This window comes from Streptomyces sp. NPDC001904 (genome assembly GCF_040297005.1).
Classification (GTDB): domain Bacteria; phylum Actinomycetota; class Actinomycetes; order Streptomycetales; family Streptomycetaceae; genus Streptomyces.
The window spans coordinates 251,279-272,886 of the sequence record NZ_JBEOYI010000001.1; the positions used below are offsets into that span (position 1 = coordinate 251,279).

Genomic DNA, 21,608 nt, shown 5'->3' on the forward strand with positions numbered 1-21,608 from the left:
GTTCGGCGTCACTTTAGTCCACGGCGACCCCCGGTCAATCAACCGGCCTGCGCGTCGCGGACCGCTTCCCGAGGAAGCCGTACCTGCGTCGAATTCACCTGATCGGGGGAGGTGTGCACACCCTGTGGGTTAGCTCACAACAAGGCTCGATGACGTTCTTTGTCCCCTCTCACAGCGGGCCACGCACGTCGGTGACCAGTAACGTCGTCACCATGACGACTTCCGCATCCCTCCCCTCCGAAGGCGCCATACCGGCCGACGGCACCGTGACGGACCGCCTGGTCGAGGCGAACGGGCAGTACGCCGAGGCGTTCACCGACCCCGGCATGGACGCGCGCCCCGTGTTGCGCGTCGCCGTGGTGGCGTGCATGGACGCCCGCCTCGACCTGCACAAGGCGCTCGGCCTCCAGCTGGGCGACTGCCACACGATCCGCAACGCGGGCGGTGTCGTGACCGACGACGTGATCCGCTCGCTCACCATCAGCCAGCGCGCCCTCGGCACCCGCAGCGTGGTTCTCATCCACCACACGACGTGCGGCCTGGAGTCCCTCACGGAGGAGTTCCGGCACGAGCTGGAGCTGGAGGTCGGCCAGCGCCCGAGCTGGGCCGTCGAGGGCTTCCGCGATGTCGACCAGGACGTGCGGCAGTCGATAGAGAAGGTGCGCACCTCCCCCTTCCTTCTGCACACCGACGACATCCGTGGATTCGTGTTCGACGTGAAGACCGGACGACTGCGGGAAATCACCCCGGCCTGAGCGGCCGAAAGGGCGGACGGTCACTCGGCCGTCCGCTCAAAAGGTCGTAAGCCCCGACATATCGCGGCCAGTTGTCCACAGGCGAGTGACACGAACCGGTAACGGCAACAAGAATGCGGGTGTGACACCTCGCGCGAGCGTCGGAACTCTTCGCGCGTGGTGTCCGTGTTTCGGGGTGGGCCGGTCCGCGTCACAGAGCGTCGGCCCGGAACGTACGGGCCGAGGAGGGCCGGGTGACGACCTATGACGATCGAGCGAGCCTCACTGATCTGACCACCACTGCGGAGCGGGTCCGCAGGTCGGTGGAGGGTGTGATCGAGGGCAAGCCGGAGGTCGTACGGCTTTCGCTGACGGTGCTCCTGGCCGAGGGACACCTGCTCATCGAGGATGTACCGGGCGTCGGCAAGACGATGCTCGCCAAGGCGCTCGCGCGGTCCATCGACTGCTCGGTGCGCCGCATCCAGTTCACTCCCGACCTGCTGCCGTCGGACATCACCGGCGTGTCCATCTGGGACCAGCAGCGGCGGGACTTCGAGTTCAAGCCGGGCGCGATCTTCGCCCAGATCGTCATCGGCGACGAGATCAACCGCGCCTCGCCGAAGACCCAGTCCGCGCTCCTGGAGTCCATGGAGGAGCGCCAGGTCACCATCGACGGCAAGACCTACGAACTGCCCAGCCCCTTCATGGTGGTGGCGACGCAGAACCCGGTCGAGATGGAGGGCACGTATCCACTGCCCGAGGCCCAGCGCGACCGCTTCATGGCCCGGGTCTCCATCGGCTATCCCAGCCCGGAGGCCGAGCTGCAGATGCTGGACGTGCACGGCGGCGTGTCGCCCCTCGACGACCTCCAGCCGGTGGCGCACGCGCACGACATCGTGAAGCTGGTGGACGCCGTGCGCACGGTCCACGTCGCCGACTCCGTACGGCGCTACGCGGTGGACCTGGTCGCCGCCACGCGCACCCACCCGGATCTCAGACTCGGCGCCTCCCCGCGCGCGACGCTGCACCTGCTGCGCGCGGCCAAGGCCTCGGCCGCCCTCAGCGGGCGCGAGTACGCGCTGCCGGACGATGTGCAGGCGCTGGCCGTGGCGGTCCTGGCACACCGTCTGCTGCCCACCGCGCAGGCGCAGTTGAACCGGCGCACGGCGGAGCAGGTCGTCCTGGACATCCTGCAGCGCACCCCGGTCCCGGCCGCGGACGCCCGCACCCCGCAGCAGGGCCTCGACGCCACGCCCCCGATGTACGGCCAGCAGTCGCCCGGCACGCGGAGGCCGTGATGACGGCCGGGGGGTATCACGCGGCCGACCCCGGGGGCGGATTCACGGACGGCGGCGCGGCGAACGACAAGGGCGACAAGAGCGGTCTGCGCACGGCGCTGTCCGGCCTGACCACGCGCGGCCGTTCGTTCCTCGCAGCCGGCATCGCCGCGACCGTCTGCGCGTACGTCCTGGGGCAGAGCGATCTGCGCCGGGTCGGTCTGCTGCTCGCGACGCTGCCGCTGGTCTGCGCGGGGGTGCTGTACCGCACCCGCTACCGGGTCGCGGGCAACCGCCGCCTCTCCCCCGCGCGCGTGCCCGCGAGCGCCGAGGCGCGGGTGCACCTGCGGATCGACAACATCTCCCGGCTGCCCACCGGTCTGCTGATGCTCCAGGACCGGGTGCCGTACGTGCTCGGGCCGCGGCCCCGCTTCGTGCTCGACCGGGTCGAGGCGAGCGGGCGCCGCGAGGTGTCCTACCGGGTCCGCTCCGACCTGCGCGGCCGCTATCCGCTGGGCCCGCTCCAGCTGCGCCTGACCGACCCGTTCGGCATGTGCGAGCTGACCCGGTCCTTCTCCGCGTACGACACCCTGACGGTGATCCCGCGCGTGGAGGCGCTGCCGCCGGTGCGGCTGGCCGGGGAGGCCAAGGGGTACGGGGACGGGCGGCAGCGCTCGCTCGCGCTGGCCGGCGAGGACGACGTGATCCCGCGCGGGTACCGCCACGGCGACGATCTGCGCCGTGTCCACTGGCGCTCGACCGCGCGCTACGGCGAGCTGATGGTGCGCCGCGAGGAGCAGCCGCAGCGGGCCCGCTGCACGGTGCTGCTCGACACGCGCGAGGGCGCCTTCCAGGGCGCGGGCCCCGACTCGGCCTTCGAGTGGGCGGTGTCCGGCGCGGCCTCCGCCCTGGTCCACATGCTGGAGCGGGGCTTCTCGGTCCGGCTGCTGACGGACACCGGCACGTCCGTGCCGGGCGACGGCAGCGACGGGTTCACGTCCGCCGGCCAGGGGTCGGCGGACGCCGCGGGTCTGATGATGGACACGCTCGCCGTCGTCGACCACTCGGACACGGCGTCGCTCTCGTCCGCGTACGACGTGCTGCGCGGCGGGAACGAGGGACTGCTGATCGCCTTCTTCGGCGATCTCGACGAGGAGCAGGCCGCCGTGGCCGCCAGGATGCGCCAGCGCAGCGGCGGCGCGATCGCCTTCCTGCTGGACAGCGAGACCTGGGCGCAGGGCTCCGGCGCGGCCCCGGCCGCACGCTGCGCGGAGCGGCTGCGGATGCTCCAGGACGCGGGCTGGACGGCGGTGGCCGTACCGGCCGGCGCGTCCCTGGTGGAGGTGTGGCGGCAGGCCGACCGGGACCGTTCGGGCGCGCACGCGGCACGGACGAGCACGGCTGGGGGCTGGTCATGAGCGGTGGTGCCCGACTGTCGATCTGCGCGACGCTGGCCACCTTCCTGGCGTCGTGCTCCCTGCTGCCCCTGGTCGACACCTCGGGCTGGCTGCTCGAAGTGGCGATCCTGCTGACGATCCAGGCGGCGGTGGGGGCATTGGCCCGTCGGGTGCCGCTGGCCCGGCCGCTGACGATCACCGCGCAGGCGCTGGTGTCGCTGCTGCTGCTCACCGTCTCCTTCGCCCGTGAGCAGGCGATCGGCGCGATCGTTCCCGGACCGGAGGCCTTCCGGTACTTCGGGCTGCTCCTGGAGGCGGGCGGCGACGATGTCGGCCGGTACGCGATCCCGGCGCCGGTCTCCGACGGCATCCGGCTGATGCTGGTGGGCGGCGCGCTGGTGATCGGTCTCGCGGTGGACGCGCTGGCGGTGACGTTCCGCAGCGCGGCCCCGGCCGGGCTGCCGCTGCTCGCCCTGTACTCGGTGGCCGCCGGGCTCTCCGAGGGCAGCTTCGACCCGCTGTGGTTCCTGCTCGCGGCCGGCGGCTATCTGGTGCTGCTGCTCGCCGAGGGGCGCGACCGGCTCTCCCAGTGGGGGCGGGTCTTCGGCGGCACGGGGCGCGGTCCCGGCAGCGCACCGGCGGCCGACGGTCCGAGCGGCGCGACCGCCCCGGTCCGCACCGGGCGGCGCATCGGTGCCGTGTCCCTGGGCATCGCCCTGGTCGTGGCGTGGGCGCTGCCCGCGCTGGACGGCGGTGTGCTCGGCCCGTCCGGTTCGGGTGTGGGGGCCGGTTCGGGCGGCGGCGGCATGATCTCCGCGGTCAATCCGCTGGTCTCGCTGCAGAACAGTCTGAACCAGCCGGAGGACCGGACGGTGATGACGTACCGGACCAATGCCGAGCAGACCTCGGAGCTGTATCTGCGGATCGTCTCCCTCGACAAGTTCGACGGCACCACCTGGAGTCCGTCGGTGCGCAGCATCGGCGACGTCCCCTCGACGCTGCCGAATCCGCCGGGCCTCGGTCCGGACATCCGCAGGACCGAGGTGCAGACGAACATCAAGGCCGCCGACTGGTACAGCCAGGACTGGCTGCCGATGCCGTATCCCGCCTCCCAGGTGTCGATCGACGGGCGCTGGCGGTTCGAGGAGGTCGGCCGGACCCTGGTGGGCGACCACGGGCAGACGACGCGCGGCAAGCAGTACAGCGTGAAAAGCCTGGTCGTGCAGCCGACGGCGCAGCAGCTGGCCAATGCCGGGCAGCCGCCGCGCAGTCTGCTGAAGGAGTTCACGAAGGTGCCCGCGTCGCTGCCGGACGTGGTGAGCCGCACGGCGCTCCGGATCACCGACGGCTCGGCGAACAACTACGAGCGTGCGGTGAAGCTGCAGGACTACTTCGCGGTCGACGGCGGGTTCACGTACAACACCGACGTGCAGGCGGGCAGTGGTTCCGCCGCCATCGTCCGCTTTCTGAAGCAGAAGGAGGGCTTCTGCGTCCACTTCGCCTTCTCGATGGCGGCGATGGCCAGGACGCTGGGCATCCCGGCCCGGGTCGCGGTCGGCTTCACCCCGGGCTCGGCCACGGGCGACGGTGCGTACACGGTGGGGCTGCGGGACGCGCACGCCTGGCCGGAGCTGTACTTCGAGGGGGTCGGCTGGACCCGCTTCGAGCCGACGCCGACCCGTGGCTTCACGCCGGAGTACACGCAGGACAACACGCCGTCCGACGGCTCGTCCGTCTCGGCGGCGCCCAGCGACTCCGCCTCGGCGGCATCGTCCTCGGCGCAGTCCTCGGAGTCGGCCTCCTGCTCGGTGGAGGAGCGCAAGGAGGGCGGGTGCGCGAGCACGGCCCCCGCGCTCGTGACCGGTTCCCCGGACGACGGGCCGCCTCTCGGCACGATCCTGCTGGTGACGCTCGCGGTGCTGCTGGTCCTGCTGGTGCCGCTGCTGCCGATGCTGTGGCGGCTGCGGGTCAGGTCGCTGCGCCTCGGCTCGGGGGGCCGCAGCGACGCCGATGTCGCCGGGCGCACCCTGGCGGCCTGGCGCGAGATCACGGACACGGCGTGGGACCACGGCATTCCGCCGGACGATTCGCAGACCCCGCGCAAGGCGGCGGCCCGGATCGTGCGTCTCGGACAGCTGGAGGAACCGGCGGCCGACGCGGTGCGGCGGGTGGCGGCGGCGGTCGAGCAGGTGCTGTACGCGCCTCGGCCGCAGCCCGCTTCGGGGCTCGGCGACGACGCGCGGCGGGTGCACGCCGGACTGCACGCGAAGGTGAGCGGCGGGGCGCGGCTGCGCGCGACGCTCGCGCCGCGTTCGGCCGTCCGGGTGGCGTGGGCGGTGGCGGAGCGCTGGGCACGGTTCACGGCGGGGCTGCGGGACCGCCGGACCGCGGCCCGCTCCCGGCCGTCCGGCCAGGAGGGCTGACACGGATGGAGGCCCGGCCCCCGCGAGGGGCCGGGCCTGAATCCGTACTCGGAGAAGAGCACCCAATCGGGGGTGGAGCGCACAAAGGGTGACCGCATCCCGCGGTCACCCTTCACACATGTACGTCGATCAACCGGACCCCGCGCAGGACGCGGAGGTGGTCAGCGGGCGCCGCCCTGCTCGTCGCGGCGGCGCTGCCAGCGCTCCTCGATGCGGTCCATCATCGACCGCTTCGGTTTGCTCTGGCGCCGGGCCGCGGTGCCTCCCGGCACGGCTCCGGCCGGCTGTTCACCAGGCTTGGGCGCTTTGCGCCAGCCGGTGACGGCGAGCACCGCGCACCCCAGCATGACGAGGAATCCCACCACGCTGATCCAGATCTGGTTCGCGACCATTCCAGCCATGAGGAGCGCGATACCCACCAGGAAACCGGCCACGGCCTGGTAGACCCGACGTCGGGTGTATGTACGCAGCCCGCTTCCCTCAAGCGCTGTCGCGAACTTGGGATCTTCGGCGTACAGCGCTCGCTCCATTTGCTCGAGCATTCGCTGCTCGTGCTCCGAGAGCGGCACGGAGTCCTCCTCATCGTGCAGTCGCCGGGGCGACCGGGGGTCCCCTTCAGGATAGGCAGGGAATCGCCCCCGTGAAACCCGCCCCTCTACGCCAACTTCACCATTCCGGACCGCATCACGCCGCTCCGGCCTCCTGGGACGTCATTCCCCGGTGGCCGACCCGTCATGCCGGGCGGTCTCCCCCGATCATACGGCGCCGGGCGCCGGATCGGGGGGCCTGTGGCGTACTCCATCTGCCGCTGCACCGCTGATCAGCGGTGCGCCACGGCGGCCGCTCAGGCCCCGTCCTGCACGTGCTTCTCACCGAGCACGTGCAGCTGGGTCGCCACGGCGTGGAAGGCGGGCAGCTCGGCGGCGGCCGCCTCCAGCCTGAGCAGTTCCTGGAGGGCTCCGGGCTCGGTGTCCACCAGGACTCCGGGGACCAGGTCGGCGAAGACCCGTACGCCGTGCACCGCGCCGACATCCACCCCGGTGTCGGCGACCAACCGGGTGAGCTGCTCGGCGGTGAAGCGCCGGGGCACCGGGTCGGCGTCGCCCCAGCGGCCCGCCGGGTCGTCGAGCGCCTGCCGGGCCTCCTTGAAGTGACCGGCGAGGGCTCGCGCGAGCACGGCGCCGCCGAGGCCCGCGGCGAGCAGGCTCAGCACGCCGCCCGGCCGCAGGGCGTCCACGGCGTTGCGCACGCCTTCCTCCGGCTCCTCCACGTACTCCAGGACGCCGTGGCAGAGCACCGCGTCGTAGCCGCCGCGCTCGACGACGTCGAACAGGCCGGAGACATCGCCCTGCACGCCGCGCACCCGGTCGGCGACCCCGGCCTCGGCGGCGCGCCGCTCCAGCGCGAACAGCGCGTTCGGACTGGGGTCGACGACGGTGACGCGGTGGCCCAGGCGGGCGACCGGCACGGCGAAGTTGCCGCTGCCGCCGCCGGTGTCGAGGACGTCGAGCGACTGGCTTCCCGCGGCCTTGGCCCGCCGGTCGAGGCCGTCCTTGAGGACTTCCCAGACCACGGCGGTGCGGAGCGAGGCACGGGGGCCGAAGGGATCGGAGCGCTGTGACGTCGGCTGCGACTGGCGAGGGGAGGCGGGCGGGCGAGTCGGGTCCGACACTGCAGGTGACTCCTCGGCGCGGCTCCGGCCGACGCGGGCGGAGCGTTATCTGATGCGGGCGACTCCACCCTAATGGGCCCGGCCGTGGGCCATCGCCAGTGCTCACCCGGCGTCGGGCACGCCCCGCCCGCCGTCTTCCCGGCGTGGTCCGGGCAGGACCGGCTGGAGCACGAGCATCCGCTCGACGAGGCGCAGGAACATCGCCACGTCGCGCAGCAGATCGTCGGCGTCGCGGGCGCTCGCCGCACCGCGGATGCCCGCCTCGGCGCGGGCGCGGCGGGTGGCGCCCGCGGCGAACAGGGCGCTCCACTCGGCCAGTTCGGGCGCTATCTCGGGGAGCACCTCCCAGGCGCTGCGGATCCGGGCGCGGCGCTTGGGGGTGGGCTCGGGGCGGCCACGGGCGGCGAGCACGGCGGCGGCGGTGCGCAGGGCGGCGAGGTGGGCCGTCGCGTACCGCTCGTTCGGCGCTTCCAGGGTCTCCGCCTCGTCGAGCCCTGTGCGGGCCTGGGCGAGCAGGTCGAGGGCGGCGGGCGGCGCGCCGGCCCGGCGCAGCACCGGGTGGACGTCGCTCGCCGGGCCGGTGGGTGAGGGGGCAGGGCCGGTGGCGGCGCGGCGTCGTGCGGCGGCCGCGGTGGATGCGCGGTGTCCAGCCATGACGAACCTCCTGTCGTCGTGTGACGGCACAGTGGCCGTATGTGTCCATCGTGGCGTACGCCACTGACAATCGGCCCTGACCTGCGCCTTTGCCTCGATCGACGGTTCGGGTTAGCTTTTTGCACTGACCAGTCAGTTCAAATGGTGGTCGGGTCGAAAAGGGGAGGGTCATGGACGGGCCGCAGGACGGGGCCGCCGTCACCGCCGCGGGGTTCGGGGTGAAGGGACCGCGCGGCTGGGCTTTCCGCGGCGTCGGCATCGACGCGGAGCCGGGGACGCTCGTCGCGGTCGAAGGACCCTCCGGCAGCGGTCGCACCTGCCTGCTGCTCGCCCTGACGGGACGGATGCGCGCGGCCGAGGGCACGGCCCGCGTCGCCGGTCTCGGGCTGCCGAAGCAGATGGCAGCCGTCCGGCGGGTGAGCGCGCTCGCGCACGTGCCCGGGGTAACCGATCTCGATCCGGCGCTGACCGTCGCCGAACATCTGCGGGAGCGGGCGCTGCTGCAGCGCCGGTTCGACGGCTCGTGGCGCGCGCTGCTGCGTCCGCGCCGGGAGCGGGCCGCCCTGGCCCGGGAGCGGATCGACACCGCGCTGGCCGGTGCGGGGCTCGACCTGGACACGCTGCCCAAGAAGGCCCGCACGGCCGTGCGCGACCTGGAGCGCGTGGAGGCGCTGCGCCTCTCCCTGGCGCTCGCGCTCATCGGCCGGCCGCGGCTGATCGGCGTCGACGACACCGACCTGAAGCTCTCCGGCCGGGAGCGGACCGAGGCCTGGGACCAGTTGCGGACCATCACCGCCGGCGGCACCACGGTGCTCGCCGTGTGCAGCGAGGCCCCCGAGGGCGCGCTCACCGTGTCGACCGCCCCCGCACGCACCACCGCCGACGACGACGAACCGTCCACGCCCGACACCGACAAGGAGACGGCCGATGCGCTCGCCGAAGCTGGCCGCGCTTGAGCTGAGGCGCTTCGGCAGAGGGAAGCTGCCGCGCGCCGCGCTCGTCGCGCTTCTGCTGCTGCCCCTGCTCTACGGGGCGCTGTACCTGTGGTCCTTCTGGGATCCCTACGGGCGGCTCGACAAGATCCCCGTGGCGCTCGTCAACGACGACAAGGGGGCGAAGGCGGGCGGTCAGAAGATCACCGCGGGCGACGACATCACCAAGGGGCTGTACGACAGCGACACCTTCCAGTGGCACGAGGTCGACTCCGCGCAGGCCGCGAAGGGCGTGGAGAACGGCACGTACTACCTGTCGCTGACCATGCCGAAGGACTTCAGCGAGCGGATCGCGTCCAGCTCCGGGGACGCCCCCGAGACCGGCGCCCTTCAGGTGCGCACGAACGACGCGAACAACTACATCGTCGGGCAGATCTCCCGGACGGTGTTCTCCGAGGTGCGCTCGGCCGCGTCCACCCACGCGTCCCGTTCGTTCCTCGACAAGATCTTCATCTCGTTCTCGGACATCCACGACGCGACCGAGAAGGCGGCCGACGGCGCGGACGACCTCAGGGGCGGCATCGGCAAGGCCCAGGAGGGCGCGAAGGACCTGGCCGACGGCCTCAAGGACGCCAAGAAGGGCAGCGGCGACCTGGCGAGCGGCCTGACCAGGCTCGACCAGGGGGCCGGTGACCTGGAGTCGGGGTCCCGGCAGGTCGCCGACGGCACGCGGCTGCTCGCGAGCCGGGTCGACGGCGCGGCCGACCAGGTGCTGCCCTTCCTGAAGGACAACAAGAAGACGATCGGCGACACCGCGCGGCTCGTGTCCGACTCGGCCGCGGGCGTCCGGCGCCACCTGGACGACCTGGTCAAGCTCGCCCCCACCGCCCGTCAGGGCGCCCACGCGGGTTCGGACATCCTCGCCGCGATCTACGAGCGGCGCTGCACGCAGGCGGTGCTCGACGACCCGGCCTGCCCCGACCTGAAGAAGGCCATGACGGCGGCCGCGGACGTCGCCACCGTCTCGGACGACCTGAACACCCTCGTCCAGGACCAGAACGGCGATCTGGCGGCCATGGACCGGAATCTGGCGACGCTCCAGGAGCAGTCCGCGGCCCTCGCCCGGCACGCCCCGACGCTCGACCGGGACGTCGAGAAGGCGGTCGCGCAGATCAACCGCCTCGACGACGGGGCCGGGCAGGTGGCGGCGGGCGCCAGGAAGCTGCACACGGGGCTCGGCACGGCCTCGGCGGGCGCCGGCGACCTCGACTCCGGGATCGGCAGGCTGGCGACCGGTGCGCAGGACCTCGACGGCGGCATGTACCAACTGGCCGACGGTTCGGGGAAGCTGGCGGGCGGGCTGCACGACGGCGTCGGGAAGATCCCCGACTACGGCACGAAGGACCGCGACCGGCGCACCGAGGTGATGGCGGACCCGGTGCGGCTCGCCTCCCAGTCGCTGCACAAGGCGCCCAACTACGGGACGGGCTTCGCCCCGTACTTCATTCCGCTGTCCCTGTGGGTGGGCGCGATGGTCGCCTACATGCTGATCGCGCCCCTGAACCGGCGGGCACTCGCCGTGGGCGCCTCATCCTGGCGGGTGACGCTCGCGGGCTGGCTGCCGGTGGCCGCGCTCGGCCTGCTCCAGGTGGCGGCCCTGATGTCCGTCCTGCACTGGGCACTCGGGCTCCAGATGCTGCACGCGGCGGGCACCGTCGGTTTCCTGTGCCTGGTCACGGCCTGTTTCGCGGCCATCGTGCAGTGGCTGAACGCGCGCTTCGGGGCGGCGGGCCGCATCCTCGTCCTCGCCTTCCTGATGCTCCAGCTGACGTCGGCGGGCGGCACGTATCCCGTGCAGACCAGCCCCGGCTTCTTCAACGCGATCCACCCGTACCTGCCGATGAGCTACGTCGTGGAGGCGCTGCGCAGGCTGATCTCCGGCGGCGGGCCGGGGCCCGTGTGGCAGGCGTGTGCGGTGCTGGCCGCGTTCACGGCGGGCGCCCTCGCGCTCACCGCGCTGACCGCCCGGCGCAAGCAGGTGTGGACCCTGGACCGGCTGCACCCGGAGCTGAGCCTGTGAGCGCGCCCGCCGGACAGCCTGTGAGAATCAGGGGCATGGAAAGCAGCTCACGGCGCCAGGCCACCCGGCAGAAGCTCTACGAGGCCGCTGTCACGCTCATCGCGGAGCAGGGGTTCTCCGCCACGACGGTCGACGAGATCGCCGAGCGCGCCGGGGTGGCGAAGGGCACCGTCTACTACAACTTCGCCAGTAAGTCGGTCCTCTTCGAGGAGCTGCTGCGGCACGGCGTCGGGCTCCTGACCGCCTCCTTGCGGGACGCGGCGCAGAAGGCCGCCGACCAGGGCGGCAGCAAGATCGACGCCCTGGACGCGATGATCCGCGCGGGTCTGGTCTTCATCGACCGGTACCCGGCCTTCACCCAGCTCTACGTGGCCGAGCTGTGGCGCACCAACCGTGCCTGGCAGTCCACGCTGGCCGTGGTCCGCCAGGAGGCGGTGGCCGTGGTGGAGGGCGTGCTGCGGGACGCCGTGGGCAGCGGCGAGCTGAGCGACGAGATCGATGTGCCGCTCACGGCGGCCGCGCTGGTGGGCATGGTCCTGGTGGCGGCCCTCGACTGGCAGGCGTTCCAGCCCGAGCGCTCGCTGGACGATGTGCACGCCGCGCTGTCGCTGCTGCTCCAGGGCCGGGTCGGCGGCGGACAGCCGCTGACCGGAAAAGCCTGACGGCCACGCACGTAAGAGCGCCGGTCCGGCAAGGCCTGTGACTGCTCTCAGGCTTCACCGGACCGGCGCATCCCCCGTCGTTCCCCCGTGGGATCCCCGTCGTTCCCCCGTCGGTTCTCCCTCGGTCCCCCGTGCCTCGCTCCCGCCCTGCCGGGCGGGAGGAGCGGTCCAAGGGCGCTGTTCTCCGTTCCGCCGCCCCGTGTCGGCGGTGCCGGGGCCGCGCCCTTCCCCGTGGCCTCCACTCTTCCGTCTACGCAGGTAGAACCCCATCCGCGCAGCTACTCATCTCCCTCTCTAGGTACGGATACTCAGATCTGCGTGCTCAACCCCAGGCACGGAGAGTTCTCCACTGGTTACGATCACCTCCGTGTCCGTACTCCCCCTGGTCTTCACCAGTGGCTGGGCGAGCGGCATCAACGCGTACGCGGTGGTCCTGCTGCTCGGCGTCTTCGGCGCGACCGGGTTGACCGACGAGGTCCCCGAGTCGCTGCAGCGCCCTGACGTGCTGATCGTGGCGGGAGTGCTCTTCCTGTGTGAGGCCGTCGCCGACAAGATCCCGTACGTGGACTCGGTGTGGGACTCGGTGCACACCGTGATCCGGCCGGTCGCGGGCGCGGTCGTGGGGGCGCTGCTCGCCGGGCAGAGCGGGTCGCTGTCGGATCTGGCGGCGGGCGCGGTGGGCGGTTCGACGGCGCTGGCCAGCCATGCGGTGAAGGCCGGCACCCGGATGGCGGTCAACACCTCGCCCGAACCGGCGTCGAACTTCGTGCTGTCCACCGCCGAGGACCTGGGCGTCGCCGGCATCGTGACGTTCGCGATGTTCCATCCGGTGGCGGCCGCGGTGATCGCGGCGGTGCTGCTCGTCGCCGGCCTGGTGGTCCTGGTCTTCCTCATCAGCCGGATCCGCAGATTCCTGCGGAGACGCGCCCAGCGGCGCGAGGAGCGACGCATCGCCCGCGAGGAGCCGCCGCCCCCGCCCTGACCTGGCGACGGTGTTGTCGGTGGCGGCCGCTACAGTCCCTGGCATGGCACGAATTGCGGTGATCGGCGCGGGGATGGGCGCCATGGCGGCGGCCGCTCGGCTGGCCGTGGCGGGCCACCGACCGGTGGTCTTCGAGCGCGCGTCGACGTACGGCGGCGCGGTGGGCCGTTTCGAGCGCGACGGCTTCGCGTTCGACACGGGCCCCGGCCTGCTCCCGCTCCCGGCGGTCTACCGCGATCTGTTCGTCAAGACCGGCAAGGAGCCCCTGGAGGATCTGGTCGGTCTGACGCAGGTGGAGCCCGCCGTGCGGCACGTCTTCGCGGACGGCACGGCGGCGGACCTGCCGAACGCCCGGCGCGCGGGCGTCGCCGAGGCGCTGGACGCGACGGTCGGCGCGGGCGCGGGTGCGCGCTGGTCGGCGTTCATGGACCGGGCGCGGGAAGCCTGGGACCGCTCGCGCCGTCCGCTCCTCGAAGAGCCCCTGTGGCCGAACTGGGAGGTGCTGGCCGAGCGCGAGCCCTACCCGGCCGTGCCGCAAAAGCGGCTGCTGCGCAAGGCCCGCACGGCGGCCACGCTCGCCGACATCGGCGACCTGGAGCTCGGCGGTGACCCGCGCCTGGTGGCGCTCCTGGAGAGCTACGCGCTCGGGTACGGCCTCGATCCCCGTACGGCACCGGCGAGCGCGGCCGTGCTGCCGTACATGGAGCAGACCTTCGGCACCTGGGCGGTGACCGGTGGCATGCGGGCCCTCGCCGACGCGGTGTACGCACGCTGCCTGAAGCGGAAGGTCGAGTTCAGATTCGACACCGCCGTCACCCGGGTCGTGGAGAAGGACGGGCGCGCGGCGGCCGTCGAGCTGGCCGACGGGGCGGTCGAGGACGCCGCGTTCGTGGTGGCCGGCGTCGCGCCCGGCGTGCTCGACGCGCTCGTGCCGGGGCGGTCCGTGCGCGGCGCGGTCCCGGCCCGTGCCGAGGCGGCCGTGCCCAGCCGGCTGACGGTGCATCTCGCCCTGCGCGGGCCGCGCCCCGACGGCACCCCGCACCGCACGGTGGTGCACGGCACGGACCGGACCGCCGAGACGGCCTGGCTGTTCGACGGCGCCGCGCGGCCGGACAGGCCGACGGTCACGGTGCTGCGGCCGGGAGACGCCGCCCAGGTGCCGGACGACGCGCACGAGGCGGTGACCCTCACGGTGACGGTGCCGCCCGGCGCGCAGGTGTCCGACGCCGAGGTCGACGCGGTCCTCGCGGCGGCCGGGCGCGCGGTGCCCGGGCTGAGTGAGCGCCTTCTGTGGCACGAGGTCCGCACCCCGCGCGACATCGCGGCGGCGACCGGCGCGGAGGGCGGCGCCGTGCCCGCGCCCGCGCTGGCGGCGGCGCGGGGCGCACTGCTCCACCCGGCCAACAGCACCTCGCTGCCGGGGCTCCTCGCCGTCGGAGGCTGGTCGCACCCGGGCGGCGGGCTGCCGCACGCGGGCATGTCCGGGGCCCTGGTGGCCGGACTGATCGTGGAGGGGCCCGAGTTCCGCGGCTCGCAGTGAGCCGGGCCGCGGCCCCCTCCCCTCCGGACAGTCGGTGGCTCAGTACCGGTACTGCTGCTCCTGCTGGTACCCGGTGTCGTACCCGGTGTTCGGGTCGTGCTGCGGGTACGCGGGATAGGGCTGCTCGGGCGGCAGTTCACCGCCGTACTCGTCGCCGTCGCGCTGCTGCGGCACCCAGACACCGCCGGGCGGGGTCTCCCCGCCGTAGCCGCCGCCCGTCGCGTACGGGTCGCCGTAACTCTGCTGGCCGGTGGCGTACGGGTCGCCGTACTGGGGCTGCTCGGGGTAGCTCTGCGCCCCGATGTACGGGTCGGAGTACGGGGCCGCGTAGGGCTGCTGCCCGGCGTCGTACCCGTAGCCGTTCTGGTCGTAGCCGTAGGACCCGGTGTCGTAGCCGTAGCCCTGCTGCGTGCCCTGGTTCGCCTGGGCGTACGCGTGGTCGCTGTAGACGCCGTACTGGCCGGTGTCCTCGGGCAGCGGCTCCGGGGCGTACACGGAGGTCGATTCGGCCGCGCTCTCGGGGGCCGACGGGTAGTCGTCCCCGGCCGCGTCCTGCGCGCCCTGCTCGTACTCCAGGTCGGAGACTTCGAGGGTCGGGTCCTGGCGGACCGTTTCCCTCCTGCCGCGCCGCCCGCTCGGGGCCTCGGCCGCCGGGTCGCCCTTCTTCAGGGCCCAGCCGGACGCGAAGCCGCGGCGGAACGACAGCGTGACGTAGGTCTGCCCGATCGCGAAGGCGATGGCACCGATCCCGATGACGTACACCGAGGGCATCAGGACGCCGAGGACCACCCCGAGGAAGCCGCCGAAGGCCAGCAGCCGCCAGCGCAGCCGCGCCTTGTACTGCAGCAGCACCTCACCGAGCAGCCACAGCGCCACCAGTCCGAACGCGATATAGAGGACCGCCCAGCCCATGTACGCCCCTCTCGTACGGCCGCAGCCCCGGGTGGGTACGGCCCATCAGGCCCGCAGATCGTGCAGGCCCAGGTTTTCGTAGATTTCCAGCGTCGCAGTCGAGTTGTTGAGCGTAATGAAGTGCAGACCCGGCACTCCCTCGTCAAGCAGCTTGGCGCAGAACTCGGTAGCGAACTCGATGCCAATGGAGCGTACAGCGGCCGGATCGTCTTTGGCTGTGAGGATCCGCTCTTTCAGCGCCGGAGGGAAGTCCGCGTTGCTCAGCTTGGGCAGGCGTTCGAGCATCCGCACGCTCGTCACGGGCATGCACTCGGGGATGATCGGGGTGTCGCAGCCGGCGGCGGCGACCTTGTCGCGCAGCCGCAGGTACTCCTCCGGGTAGAAGAACATCTGGGTGATCGCGTAGTCGGCGCCCGCACGGCACTTGTCGACGAAATGCCGCACGTCGGAGTCCCAGTCAGCGGAGCGCGGGTGCATCGCGGGGAAGGCCGCGACGCCCACGCAGAAGTCGCCGGACTCCTTGATCAGTTCGACGAGTTCGGCCGCGTACGTCAGCCCCTCGGGGTGCGAGATCCAGTCACCCATCGGGTCGCCGGGCGGATCGCCGCGCACCGCGAGCATGTTCCGGATCCCGGCGTCGGCGTACTGCCCGATGATGTTGCGCAGTTCGGCGACGGAGTGCTCGACGGCGGTGATGTGGGCCACCGGCGTGAGTGTCGTGTCCGCGACGATCTGCTCGGTCTCCTTGACGGTGCCCGCGCGCGTGGAGCCGCCCGCGCCGTACGTCACGGAGACGAAATCGGGAGCGACGGCCTCGACCCTGCGCAGCGCGTTCCACAGGTTGCGCTCGCCCTTGGCGGTCTTCGGCGCGGAGAACTCGAAGGAGTATGTCGTCTTGCCGGTCGCGAGCATGTCGCGCACGGTGCGGGCGCGATCAGTCCTGGTGGAAGGGGTACCTAGGGCCATACGGGCAGGTTACTGACGGAATACGGCAGACCCTAATCCCCGTCCACCCTGCGGACAGGGGCCGGAGCCTCATGTCACGCGGAACGCAGACGCTTGGCGAACTCGGCCGCGGCGGCGGCCGGATCGTCGGCCTCGGTGACGGCCCGCACGACCACGACACGGCGGGCGCCGGCCTCCAGGACCTCGTCGAGATTCCCCAGGTCGATGCCGCCGATGGCGAACCAGGGGCGGTCGGTCCCGAGGGCCGCGGTGTGGCGCACGAGGTCGAGGCCCGGTGCGTGGCGCCCCGGCTTGGTGGGGGTCGGCCAGCAGGGGCCGGTGCAGAAGTAGTCCACGCCGTCCTGGACGGCGGCCGCCTCGGCCTCCGCCTCGGCGTGCGTGGAGCGCCCGATGAGCACGTCGGCGCCGAGGACGGCGCGGGCGGCGGGCACGGGCAGGTCTCCCTGGCCCAGGTGCAGCACGTCCGAGCGGGTCGCGTGGGCGACGTCCGCCCGGTCGTTCACCGCGAACAGCTTGCCGTGGCGGCGGGCCGCCTCGGCGAACACGGCGAGGTGCTCCAGCTCCTCGCCGGCTTCCATGCCCTTGTCGCGCAGCTGGACGATGTCCACCCCGTTCGCCAGGACGGCGTCGAGGAATTCCGGGAGGTCTCCCTGGCGCTTGCGCGCGTCGGTGCACAGATAGAGCCGCGCGTCGGCGAGCCGGGCACGCTGGACGTCAGCCATGGAGATCCCCCCGTAGATGGTGCGGTGTCGGCGGTGTGCGGGCCCCCCACGACGGGGGACCCGCACACCGGACGGCGATCAGGTCAGACGGCGAGCGCCTGGGCGCGGCGCTTCACCTCCGTGCCGCGATTCTCGCTCAGCGCCTGCGCGGGCGTGCCCGGCAGGGTCGGGTCGGCGGTGAAGAGCCACTCCAGCATCTCTTCGTCGGAGAAGCCGTCGTCCCGCAGAACCGTCAGGAGGCCGACCAGCCCCTTGACGATCTTGTCGCCGTCGATGAAGGCGGCGGGCACGTGCAGCGCGCGGTTCTCCCCGCGGCGTACGGCGATCACCTGGCCTTCCTTCACCAGCTGGCGCACGCGCGTCACCTCGATGTCCATCTGCTCGGCGATGTCGGGGAGGGTCAGCCACTCGGGGACGAGAGCATCGATCTTTGCGTCAATCTCGGTCACGGGACAAGCCTGCCATCCCGGACTGACAGTCGGAAGCCGGGACCGTCTGACCAGGTGTTTCCAGGAGCGGCCCGGCGCCCCGGTCAGGCCACGGCGGACTTCAGCGGGCGGGCGGGATCGGCCAGCCGGCCGGGGTCGAGGACCGTGCCGGCCTCGATGAGTTTGCGGCCCTGGGCCAGGTCACGGGGCTTGCCGACCGCGAGGACGGCCACCAGGGCGCCGTCGCGCAGCCAGCACACCGACCAGGCGGCGCCCGCCGGGTCGCCGCGCCACACGGCCGTGTCGGCGCTCTCGTGGTGGCCCGCGTACTGCACGAAGCGGCCGAACTGCTCGGACCAGAAGTAGGGCACCGGGTCGTAGACGGCGGGCGTCTCCCCGATGATGTTCGCCGCCACGGTGCGCGGGCCCTGCAGGGCGTTGTCCCAGTGGTGGACCAGCAGCCGCTGTCCGTAGCGGGCCGAGGGGAACGACGAGCAGTCCCCCACCGCGTACACGTCGGGCACGGAGGTGCGCAGCGCCTCGTCGGCCAGCACCTCGCGGTGGGCGCCCAGGGCGATGCCGGAGCCGGCCAGCCAGCGGGTGGCGGGGCGGGCGCCGATGCCGACGACGACGGCCCCGGCGGGCAGGCGCGTGCCGTCGTCCAGGACCACGGCCCCCGGTTCGACGTGCTCCACGCGCGCGCGGGTGCGCAGTTCGGCGCCCGAGTCCGCGTACCAGGCCGCCATGGGGGCCGCGACCTCGGCGGGCAGCGCCCCGGCCAGCGGCCGCTCGGCGGCCTCCACGACGGTGACCCGGCAGCCTGCCTCGCGCGCGGCGGTGGCGAACTCGGCGCCGATCCAGCCCGCGCCCACGACGACCACGTCGTGCTGCTCGGCGAGGACGGGCCGCAGCCGCTCGGCGTCGTCGAGGGTGCGCAGCAGATGCACCCCGGGGACGCCCTCGGTGCCCGGCAGCCGCACCGGTTCGGCGCCGGTGGCGACGACCAGCACGTCGTACGGGACGGGGCCCTGCGCAGTGTCCAGCTCGTGGTCGCCGGGGCGCAGGCCGGTGACCTCGCGGCCCAGCTCCAGGGTGACGCCGAGCGCCTCGAAGTCGACGTCGAAGGCGGAGCCCTCGGCCTTGCCCAGCAGCACCGCCTTGGACAGCGGCGGCCGGTCGTAGGGCTGGTGGGGCTCGGCGCCGAGCAGCGTCACCGTGCCCGGGAAGCCCTGTTCGCGCAGGGCCACCGCCGTCTGCACTCCGGCCATGCCCGCACCGACGATGACGACGCGTCGCGCCGAGGCCTCGTTCCCGTTCCGCTGCTCGCTCACGGGATCACCTTAGGCACCTGATCTTGCGTCAGTCAGCGGAGCGGGCCACTGGAGCGCCGTGACGTCCTGCACACGTGTCACCGGGTTTAGTGATCAACAGCGGTCGAAAGGGGGGCGCCGGCGGGCCCGATCTCCTCGACGACGCTGGTGCCGCGGCCCTCCTGCGACTCCCAACGCCACGTCTCGTCGAGCCGCACGCGCCCGTCGGGCAGTTCGGACACGGCGGAGAGGCAGTGCCCCGAGGAGGTGGACCCGTCGGTCTTCAGCTGGACGTAACGGAAGTCGAGCCGGTCGCCGGAGCGGGTGCCCACGAGGTGTCCGCGGACGACGTCGCCGCCCGCGTAGTCGGCCCAGATCCGGCCGTCCCGCTCGTGGTAGGCGAAGCGGGTGCTGGTCCCCACCTGGCCCGGCGCCTGGTCGGCGACAGGGGCCAGGAAGAGGCCGTCGAGCGAACGGGCCACGGGCGAGGGCTCCCTTACTGGGGCGGGGACCGAAGGGCTAGGGTGGCCACCGTAAAGCACTCGCGGGAGCCCGTACGCAGCGGGCTGAGAGGGAGGCTGGAGCGGCCTCCGACCGTACGAACCTGATCCGGGTCATGCCGGCGAAGGGAGGGGCTGGACGCCCATGTCGCGTACGCCACCCACACCATCGAACCCTGTGGACGAAGCCGCCGACGTCCTCGTCGTCGGGGGCGGCATCATCGGCCTGGTCACCGCGTGGCGGGCCGCGCAGCGCGGTCTGTCCGTCGTGGTCGTGGACCCCGAACCGGGCGGCGGGGCCGCCCAGGTGGCCGCGGGCATGCTGGCCGCCGTCACCGAGCTGCACTTCGGCGAGCAGACGCTGCTCGGCCTGAACGTCGCCTCGGCCGCCCGCTATCCGGAGTTCGCCGCCGAGCTCTCCGAGGTCACCGGGCAGGATCTCGGCTACCGCGCGTGCGGCACGCTCGCCGTCGCGCTCGACGCCGACGACCGGGCCCACCTGCGTGAACTGCACGCGCTGCAGACGAAGTCGGGCCTCGACTCCGAGTGGCTGTCGGGCCGGGACTGCCGTCGCCTGGAGCCGATGCTCGCGCCGGGCGTGCGCGGGGGCCTGCGGGTCGACGGCGACCACCAGATCGATCCGAGAAGGCTCGCGAGCGCCCTGCTGACGGCCTGCGAGCGCTCCGGGGTGATCCTGCGCCGGGCGTGGGCCGACCGGCTCCGTGTCGTCCGGGACCGGGCGTGCGGTGTCACGCTCGCCGACGGGACCGACCTCGACGCCGGACAGGTCGTGCTGGCGGGCGGGAGCCGCAGCGGACAGCTCGCGGGGGTCCCCGACGAGGTGCTGCCGCCCGTCCGGCCGGTCAAGGGCCAGGTGCTGCGGCTGACGGTGCCGCGACGGTACGCGCCGTTCCTGAGCCGCACCGTGCGCGCGGTGGTCCGCGGCAGCCACGTCTATCTGGTCCCGCGCGTCAACGGAGAGCTGGTCGTCGGCGCGACCAGCGAGGAGCTGGGCTGGGACACCACGGTCACCGCGGGCGGCGTCTACGAGCTGCTGCGCGACGCCCACGAACTCGTCCCCGGCATCACGGAACTGCCGCTGACGGAGACCCGCGCGGGCCTGCGCCCGGGCTCGCCCGACAACGCCCCGCTGCTGGGCCCGACCGCGCTGCCCGGCCTGCACCTCGCCACCGGCCACCACCGCAACGGCGTGCTGCTCACCCCGGTCACCGGCGACGCCCTGGCGCATGTCCTGGTCACCGGTGAACTCCCCGAAGAAGCACGTCCGTTCACCCCGAGGCGGTTCGGCGCCGCCGTCCTGGAGCAGCCCGCATGAACGTCACTGTGAACGGCGAGCCGCACACCGTGGCCGCCGGGGTCACCCTCGGCGCCCTGGTGGCCACGCTCACCAGCGCGCACTCCGGAGTCGCCGCCGCGCTCAACGAGACGGTCGTGCCGCGCACCCGGTGGCCGCTGACCGCGCTCTCCGAGGGAGACCGCGTCGAAGTCCTCACCGCCGTCCAAGGAGGCTGAACCCATCCATGGCTGACGACGCTTTCGTCCTCGGCGGCACCACGTACTCCTCGCGCCTGATCATGGGCACGGGCGGGGCGCCGAGCCTCGACGTCCTCGAACGCTCGCTCGTCGCCTCCGGCACCGAGCTGACCACGGTGGCGATGCGGCGCGTCAGCGCCGACGTGCACGGCTCGGTCCTGTCGGTCCTGGAGAAGCTGGGCATCGGGGTGCTGCCGAACACCGCGGGCTGCTTCACCGCCGGCGAGGCGGTGCTCACGGCCCGCCTCGCGCGCGAGGCGCTGGGTACGGACCTGATCAAGCTGGAGGTCATCGCGGACGAGCGCACCCTCCTGCCGGACCCCGTCGAGACGCTCGACGCCGCAGAGACGCTGGTCGACGACGGTTTCACCGTCCTGCCGTACACCAACGACGACCCGGTGCTGGCCCACAGGCTGGAGGACGTGGGCTGTGCGGCGGTCATGCCGCTGGGCTCCCCCATCGGCTCCGGGCTCGGCATCCGCAATCCGCACAACTTCCAGCTGATCGTCGAGCAGGCGCGCGTTCCGGTGATCCTGGACGCGGGCGCGGGCACGGCGTCCGATGTGGCGTTCGCCATGGAACTGGGCTGCGCCGGTGTGATGCTCGCCTCGGCGGTGACCCGCGCGCAGGAGCCGGTCCTCATGGCCGACGGCATGCGGCACGCGGTGGAGGCGGGACGCCTCGCGTACCGCGCGGGGCGGATCCCCCGGCGCCATTTCGCCGAGGCGTCCTCGCCCCGGGAGGGGCGCGCGCACCTCGATCCCGAGCGCCCCGCCTTCTGACACCTCCGCCGGTCACAGCTCTGCTGCAGTACGGGTCCGGTCCTGCCGCACGGGACCGGCCTGTCGGTCGCTCCTCGTAGA

The 21,608-nt window shown here is 72.9% G+C and carries 21 protein-coding genes and 1 riboswitch; of the genes, 12 read left to right on the forward strand and 9 right to left on the reverse strand.

Translation table 11 applies throughout. The features are described 5' to 3' along the window. Positions 1 to 149 precede the first annotated feature (149 nt). The 4 genes from ABT127_RS01090 (at position 150) to ABT127_RS01105 (ending at position 5,831) form a co-directional block, all read left to right on the forward strand. Entirely contained in the window at positions 150 to 755 is a 606-nt protein-coding gene (locus tag ABT127_RS01090; RefSeq protein WP_351443744.1) for a beta-class carbonic anhydrase, read from the forward strand. A gap of 233 nt (positions 756 to 988) precedes the next feature. Continuing rightward, positions 989 to 2,032, forward strand: coding sequence for an AAA family ATPase (locus tag ABT127_RS01095; RefSeq protein ID WP_351443745.1), 1,044 nt, complete (start codon positions 989 to 991; stop codon positions 2,030 to 2,032). Further along, complete coding sequence (locus ABT127_RS01100) at positions 2,032 to 3,429, forward strand: DUF58 domain-containing protein (RefSeq protein ID WP_351443746.1); 1,398 nt, start codon at positions 2,032 to 2,034, stop codon at positions 3,427 to 3,429. The genes ABT127_RS01095 and ABT127_RS01100 overlap by 1 nt, the downstream gene beginning before the upstream one ends. Continuing rightward, positions 3,426 to 5,831, forward strand: a complete 2,406-nt coding sequence (locus ABT127_RS01105; protein WP_351443747.1) for a transglutaminase TgpA family protein — start codon at positions 3,426 to 3,428, stop codon at positions 5,829 to 5,831. Before ABT127_RS01100 ends, ABT127_RS01105 begins: the two co-directional genes overlap by 4 nt. Positions 5,832 to 5,992: 161 nt before the next feature. On the opposite strand, the gene ABT127_RS01110 is transcribed toward ABT127_RS01105, so the two are convergent. The 3 genes from ABT127_RS01110 to ABT127_RS01120 all read right to left on the reverse strand — a co-directional run bounded on the left by ABT127_RS01110 (position 5,993) and on the right by ABT127_RS01120 (position 8,157). Next, the gene (locus ABT127_RS01110) at positions 5,993 to 6,400 is read right to left on the reverse strand and encodes an SCO2097 family morphological protein (protein WP_351443748.1); all 408 of its coding nucleotides are present in this window, start codon (positions 6,398 to 6,400) and stop codon (positions 5,993 to 5,995) included. 275 nt (positions 6,401 to 6,675) lie between these two features. Further along, a complete protein-coding gene (locus ABT127_RS01115) occupies positions 6,676 to 7,503 on the reverse strand; it encodes a methyltransferase (RefSeq protein WP_351443749.1) in 828 nt (275 codons plus the stop codon). 102 nt (positions 7,504 to 7,605) lie between these two features. Then, positions 7,606 to 8,157 carry an SAV_6107 family HEPN domain-containing protein gene (locus ABT127_RS01120; RefSeq protein WP_351443750.1) on the reverse strand — a complete coding sequence of 184 codons (552 nt, stop codon included), beginning with the start codon at positions 8,155 to 8,157 and terminating at the stop codon, positions 7,606 to 7,608. A gap of 170 nt (positions 8,158 to 8,327) precedes the next feature. Between ABT127_RS01120 and ABT127_RS01125 the strand changes: the two genes are divergently transcribed. The 5 genes from ABT127_RS01125 (at position 8,328) to ABT127_RS01145 (ending at position 14,353) form a co-directional block, all read left to right on the forward strand. Next, complete coding sequence (locus tag ABT127_RS01125) at positions 8,328 to 9,113, forward strand: ATP-binding cassette domain-containing protein (protein ID WP_351443751.1); 786 nt, start codon at positions 8,328 to 8,330, stop codon at positions 9,111 to 9,113. Beyond that, the gene (locus ABT127_RS01130) at positions 9,085 to 11,169 is read left to right on the forward strand and encodes a YhgE/Pip family protein (protein WP_351443752.1); all 2,085 of its coding nucleotides are present in this window, start codon (positions 9,085 to 9,087) and stop codon (positions 11,167 to 11,169) included. The genes ABT127_RS01125 and ABT127_RS01130 overlap by 29 nt, the downstream gene beginning before the upstream one ends. A 35-nt stretch (positions 11,170 to 11,204) precedes the next feature. Then, entirely contained in the window at positions 11,205 to 11,831 is a 627-nt protein-coding gene (locus tag ABT127_RS01135) for a TetR/AcrR family transcriptional regulator (RefSeq protein WP_351443753.1), read from the forward strand. Positions 11,832 to 12,198: 367 nt separating this feature from the next. After that, positions 12,199 to 12,813 carry a DUF4126 domain-containing protein gene (locus ABT127_RS01140; RefSeq protein ID WP_351443754.1) on the forward strand — a complete coding sequence of 205 codons (615 nt, stop codon included), beginning with the start codon at positions 12,199 to 12,201 and terminating at the stop codon, positions 12,811 to 12,813. Between the two features lie 43 nt (positions 12,814 to 12,856). Then, positions 12,857 to 14,353: a phytoene desaturase family protein gene (locus tag ABT127_RS01145; RefSeq protein ID WP_351443755.1), complete on the forward strand. Its 1,497-nt coding sequence runs from the start codon at positions 12,857 to 12,859 to the stop codon at positions 14,351 to 14,353. 39 nt (positions 14,354 to 14,392) lie between these two features. Here the strand turns inward: ABT127_RS01145 and ABT127_RS01150 are convergent, their stop codons facing one another. The 6 genes from ABT127_RS01150 to ABT127_RS01175 all read right to left on the reverse strand — a co-directional run bounded on the left by ABT127_RS01150 (position 14,393) and on the right by ABT127_RS01175 (position 19,173). Next, a complete protein-coding gene (locus tag ABT127_RS01150) occupies positions 14,393 to 15,265 on the reverse strand; it encodes a hypothetical protein (protein ID WP_351443756.1) in 873 nt (290 codons plus the stop codon). A 45-nt stretch (positions 15,266 to 15,310) separates the two neighbouring features. Further along, positions 15,311 to 16,231: a methylenetetrahydrofolate reductase [NAD(P)H] gene (gene metF, locus ABT127_RS01155; protein WP_351443757.1), complete on the reverse strand. Its 921-nt coding sequence runs from the start codon at positions 16,229 to 16,231 to the stop codon at positions 15,311 to 15,313. Between the two features lie 74 nt (positions 16,232 to 16,305). Continuing rightward, positions 16,306 to 16,953 (reverse strand): thiamine phosphate synthase, encoded by a 648-nt coding sequence (gene thiE, locus ABT127_RS01160; protein WP_351443759.1) that lies wholly within the window; start codon positions 16,951 to 16,953, stop codon positions 16,306 to 16,308. Between the two features lie 83 nt (positions 16,954 to 17,036). Next, positions 17,037 to 17,402 carry an Rv2175c family DNA-binding protein gene (locus ABT127_RS01165; protein WP_351443760.1) on the reverse strand — a complete coding sequence of 122 codons (366 nt, stop codon included), beginning with the start codon at positions 17,400 to 17,402 and terminating at the stop codon, positions 17,037 to 17,039. An 83-nt stretch (positions 17,403 to 17,485) separates the two neighbouring features. Further along, a complete protein-coding gene (locus tag ABT127_RS01170) occupies positions 17,486 to 18,649 on the reverse strand; it encodes an NAD(P)/FAD-dependent oxidoreductase (RefSeq protein WP_351444046.1) in 1,164 nt (387 codons plus the stop codon). Positions 18,650 to 18,798: 149 nt separating this feature from the next. Beyond that, a complete protein-coding gene (locus ABT127_RS01175; protein WP_351443761.1) occupies positions 18,799 to 19,173 on the reverse strand; it encodes an avidin-fold protein in 375 nt (124 codons plus the stop codon). A 52-nt stretch (positions 19,174 to 19,225) separates the two neighbouring features. Next, a riboswitch (TPP riboswitch) is annotated at positions 19,226 to 19,339 on the forward strand. Here ABT127_RS01175 and thiO point away from each other — a divergent pair. The 3 genes from thiO (at position 19,337) to ABT127_RS01190 (ending at position 21,527) form a co-directional block, all read left to right on the forward strand. Then, positions 19,337 to 20,527 carry a glycine oxidase ThiO gene (gene thiO / locus ABT127_RS01180; RefSeq protein ID WP_502971605.1) on the forward strand — a complete coding sequence of 397 codons (1,191 nt, stop codon included), beginning with the start codon at positions 19,337 to 19,339 and terminating at the stop codon, positions 20,525 to 20,527. Its footprint overlaps the riboswitch before it by 3 nt. Beyond that, positions 20,524 to 20,724 (forward strand): sulfur carrier protein ThiS, encoded by a 201-nt coding sequence (thiS, locus tag ABT127_RS01185; RefSeq protein ID WP_351443763.1) that lies wholly within the window; start codon positions 20,524 to 20,526, stop codon positions 20,722 to 20,724. Before thiO ends, thiS begins: the two co-directional genes overlap by 4 nt. A gap of 8 nt (positions 20,725 to 20,732) precedes the next feature. Continuing rightward, complete coding sequence (locus ABT127_RS01190) at positions 20,733 to 21,527, forward strand: thiazole synthase (RefSeq protein ID WP_351443764.1); 795 nt, start codon at positions 20,733 to 20,735, stop codon at positions 21,525 to 21,527. Positions 21,528 to 21,608 lie beyond the last annotated feature (81 nt).

Bases quoted from the DNA above. Each gene is read 5' to 3' on its own strand.
- ABT127_RS01090 (WP_351443744.1), top strand. From the start codon at position 150: ATGACGTTCTTTGTCCCCTCTCACAGCGGGCCACGCACGTCGGTGACC.
- ABT127_RS01100 (WP_351443746.1), top strand. From the start codon at position 2,032: ATGACGGCCGGGGGGTATCACGCGGCCGACCCCGGGGGCGGATTCACG.
- ABT127_RS01105 (WP_351443747.1), top strand. From the start codon at position 3,426: ATGAGCGGTGGTGCCCGACTGTCGATCTGCGCGACGCTGGCCACCTTC.
- ABT127_RS01120 (WP_351443750.1), bottom strand. From the start codon at position 8,157: ATGGCTGGACACCGCGCATCCACCGCGGCCGCCGCACGACGCCGCGCC.
- ABT127_RS01125 (WP_351443751.1), top strand. From the start codon at position 8,328: ATGGACGGGCCGCAGGACGGGGCCGCCGTCACCGCCGCGGGGTTCGGG.
- ABT127_RS01130 (WP_351443752.1), top strand. From the start codon at position 9,085: ATGCGCTCGCCGAAGCTGGCCGCGCTTGAGCTGAGGCGCTTCGGCAGA.
- ABT127_RS01135 (WP_351443753.1), top strand. From the start codon at position 11,205: ATGGAAAGCAGCTCACGGCGCCAGGCCACCCGGCAGAAGCTCTACGAG.
- ABT127_RS01145 (WP_351443755.1), top strand. From the start codon at position 12,857: ATGGCACGAATTGCGGTGATCGGCGCGGGGATGGGCGCCATGGCGGCG.
- ABT127_RS01150 (WP_351443756.1), bottom strand. From the start codon at position 15,265: ATGGGCTGGGCGGTCCTCTATATCGCGTTCGGACTGGTGGCGCTGTGG.
- metF (WP_351443757.1), bottom strand. From the start codon at position 16,231: ATGGCCCTAGGTACCCCTTCCACCAGGACTGATCGCGCCCGCACCGTG.
- thiE (WP_351443759.1), bottom strand. From the start codon at position 16,953: ATGGCTGACGTCCAGCGTGCCCGGCTCGCCGACGCGCGGCTCTATCTG.
- ABT127_RS01170 (WP_351444046.1), bottom strand. From the start codon at position 18,649: ATGGCCGGAGTGCAGACGGCGGTGGCCCTGCGCGAACAGGGCTTCCCG.
- thiO (WP_502971605.1), top strand. From the start codon at position 19,337: ATGTCGCGTACGCCACCCACACCATCGAACCCTGTGGACGAAGCCGCC.
- thiS (WP_351443763.1), top strand. From the start codon at position 20,524: ATGAACGTCACTGTGAACGGCGAGCCGCACACCGTGGCCGCCGGGGTC.
- ABT127_RS01190 (WP_351443764.1), top strand. From the start codon at position 20,733: ATGGCTGACGACGCTTTCGTCCTCGGCGGCACCACGTACTCCTCGCGC.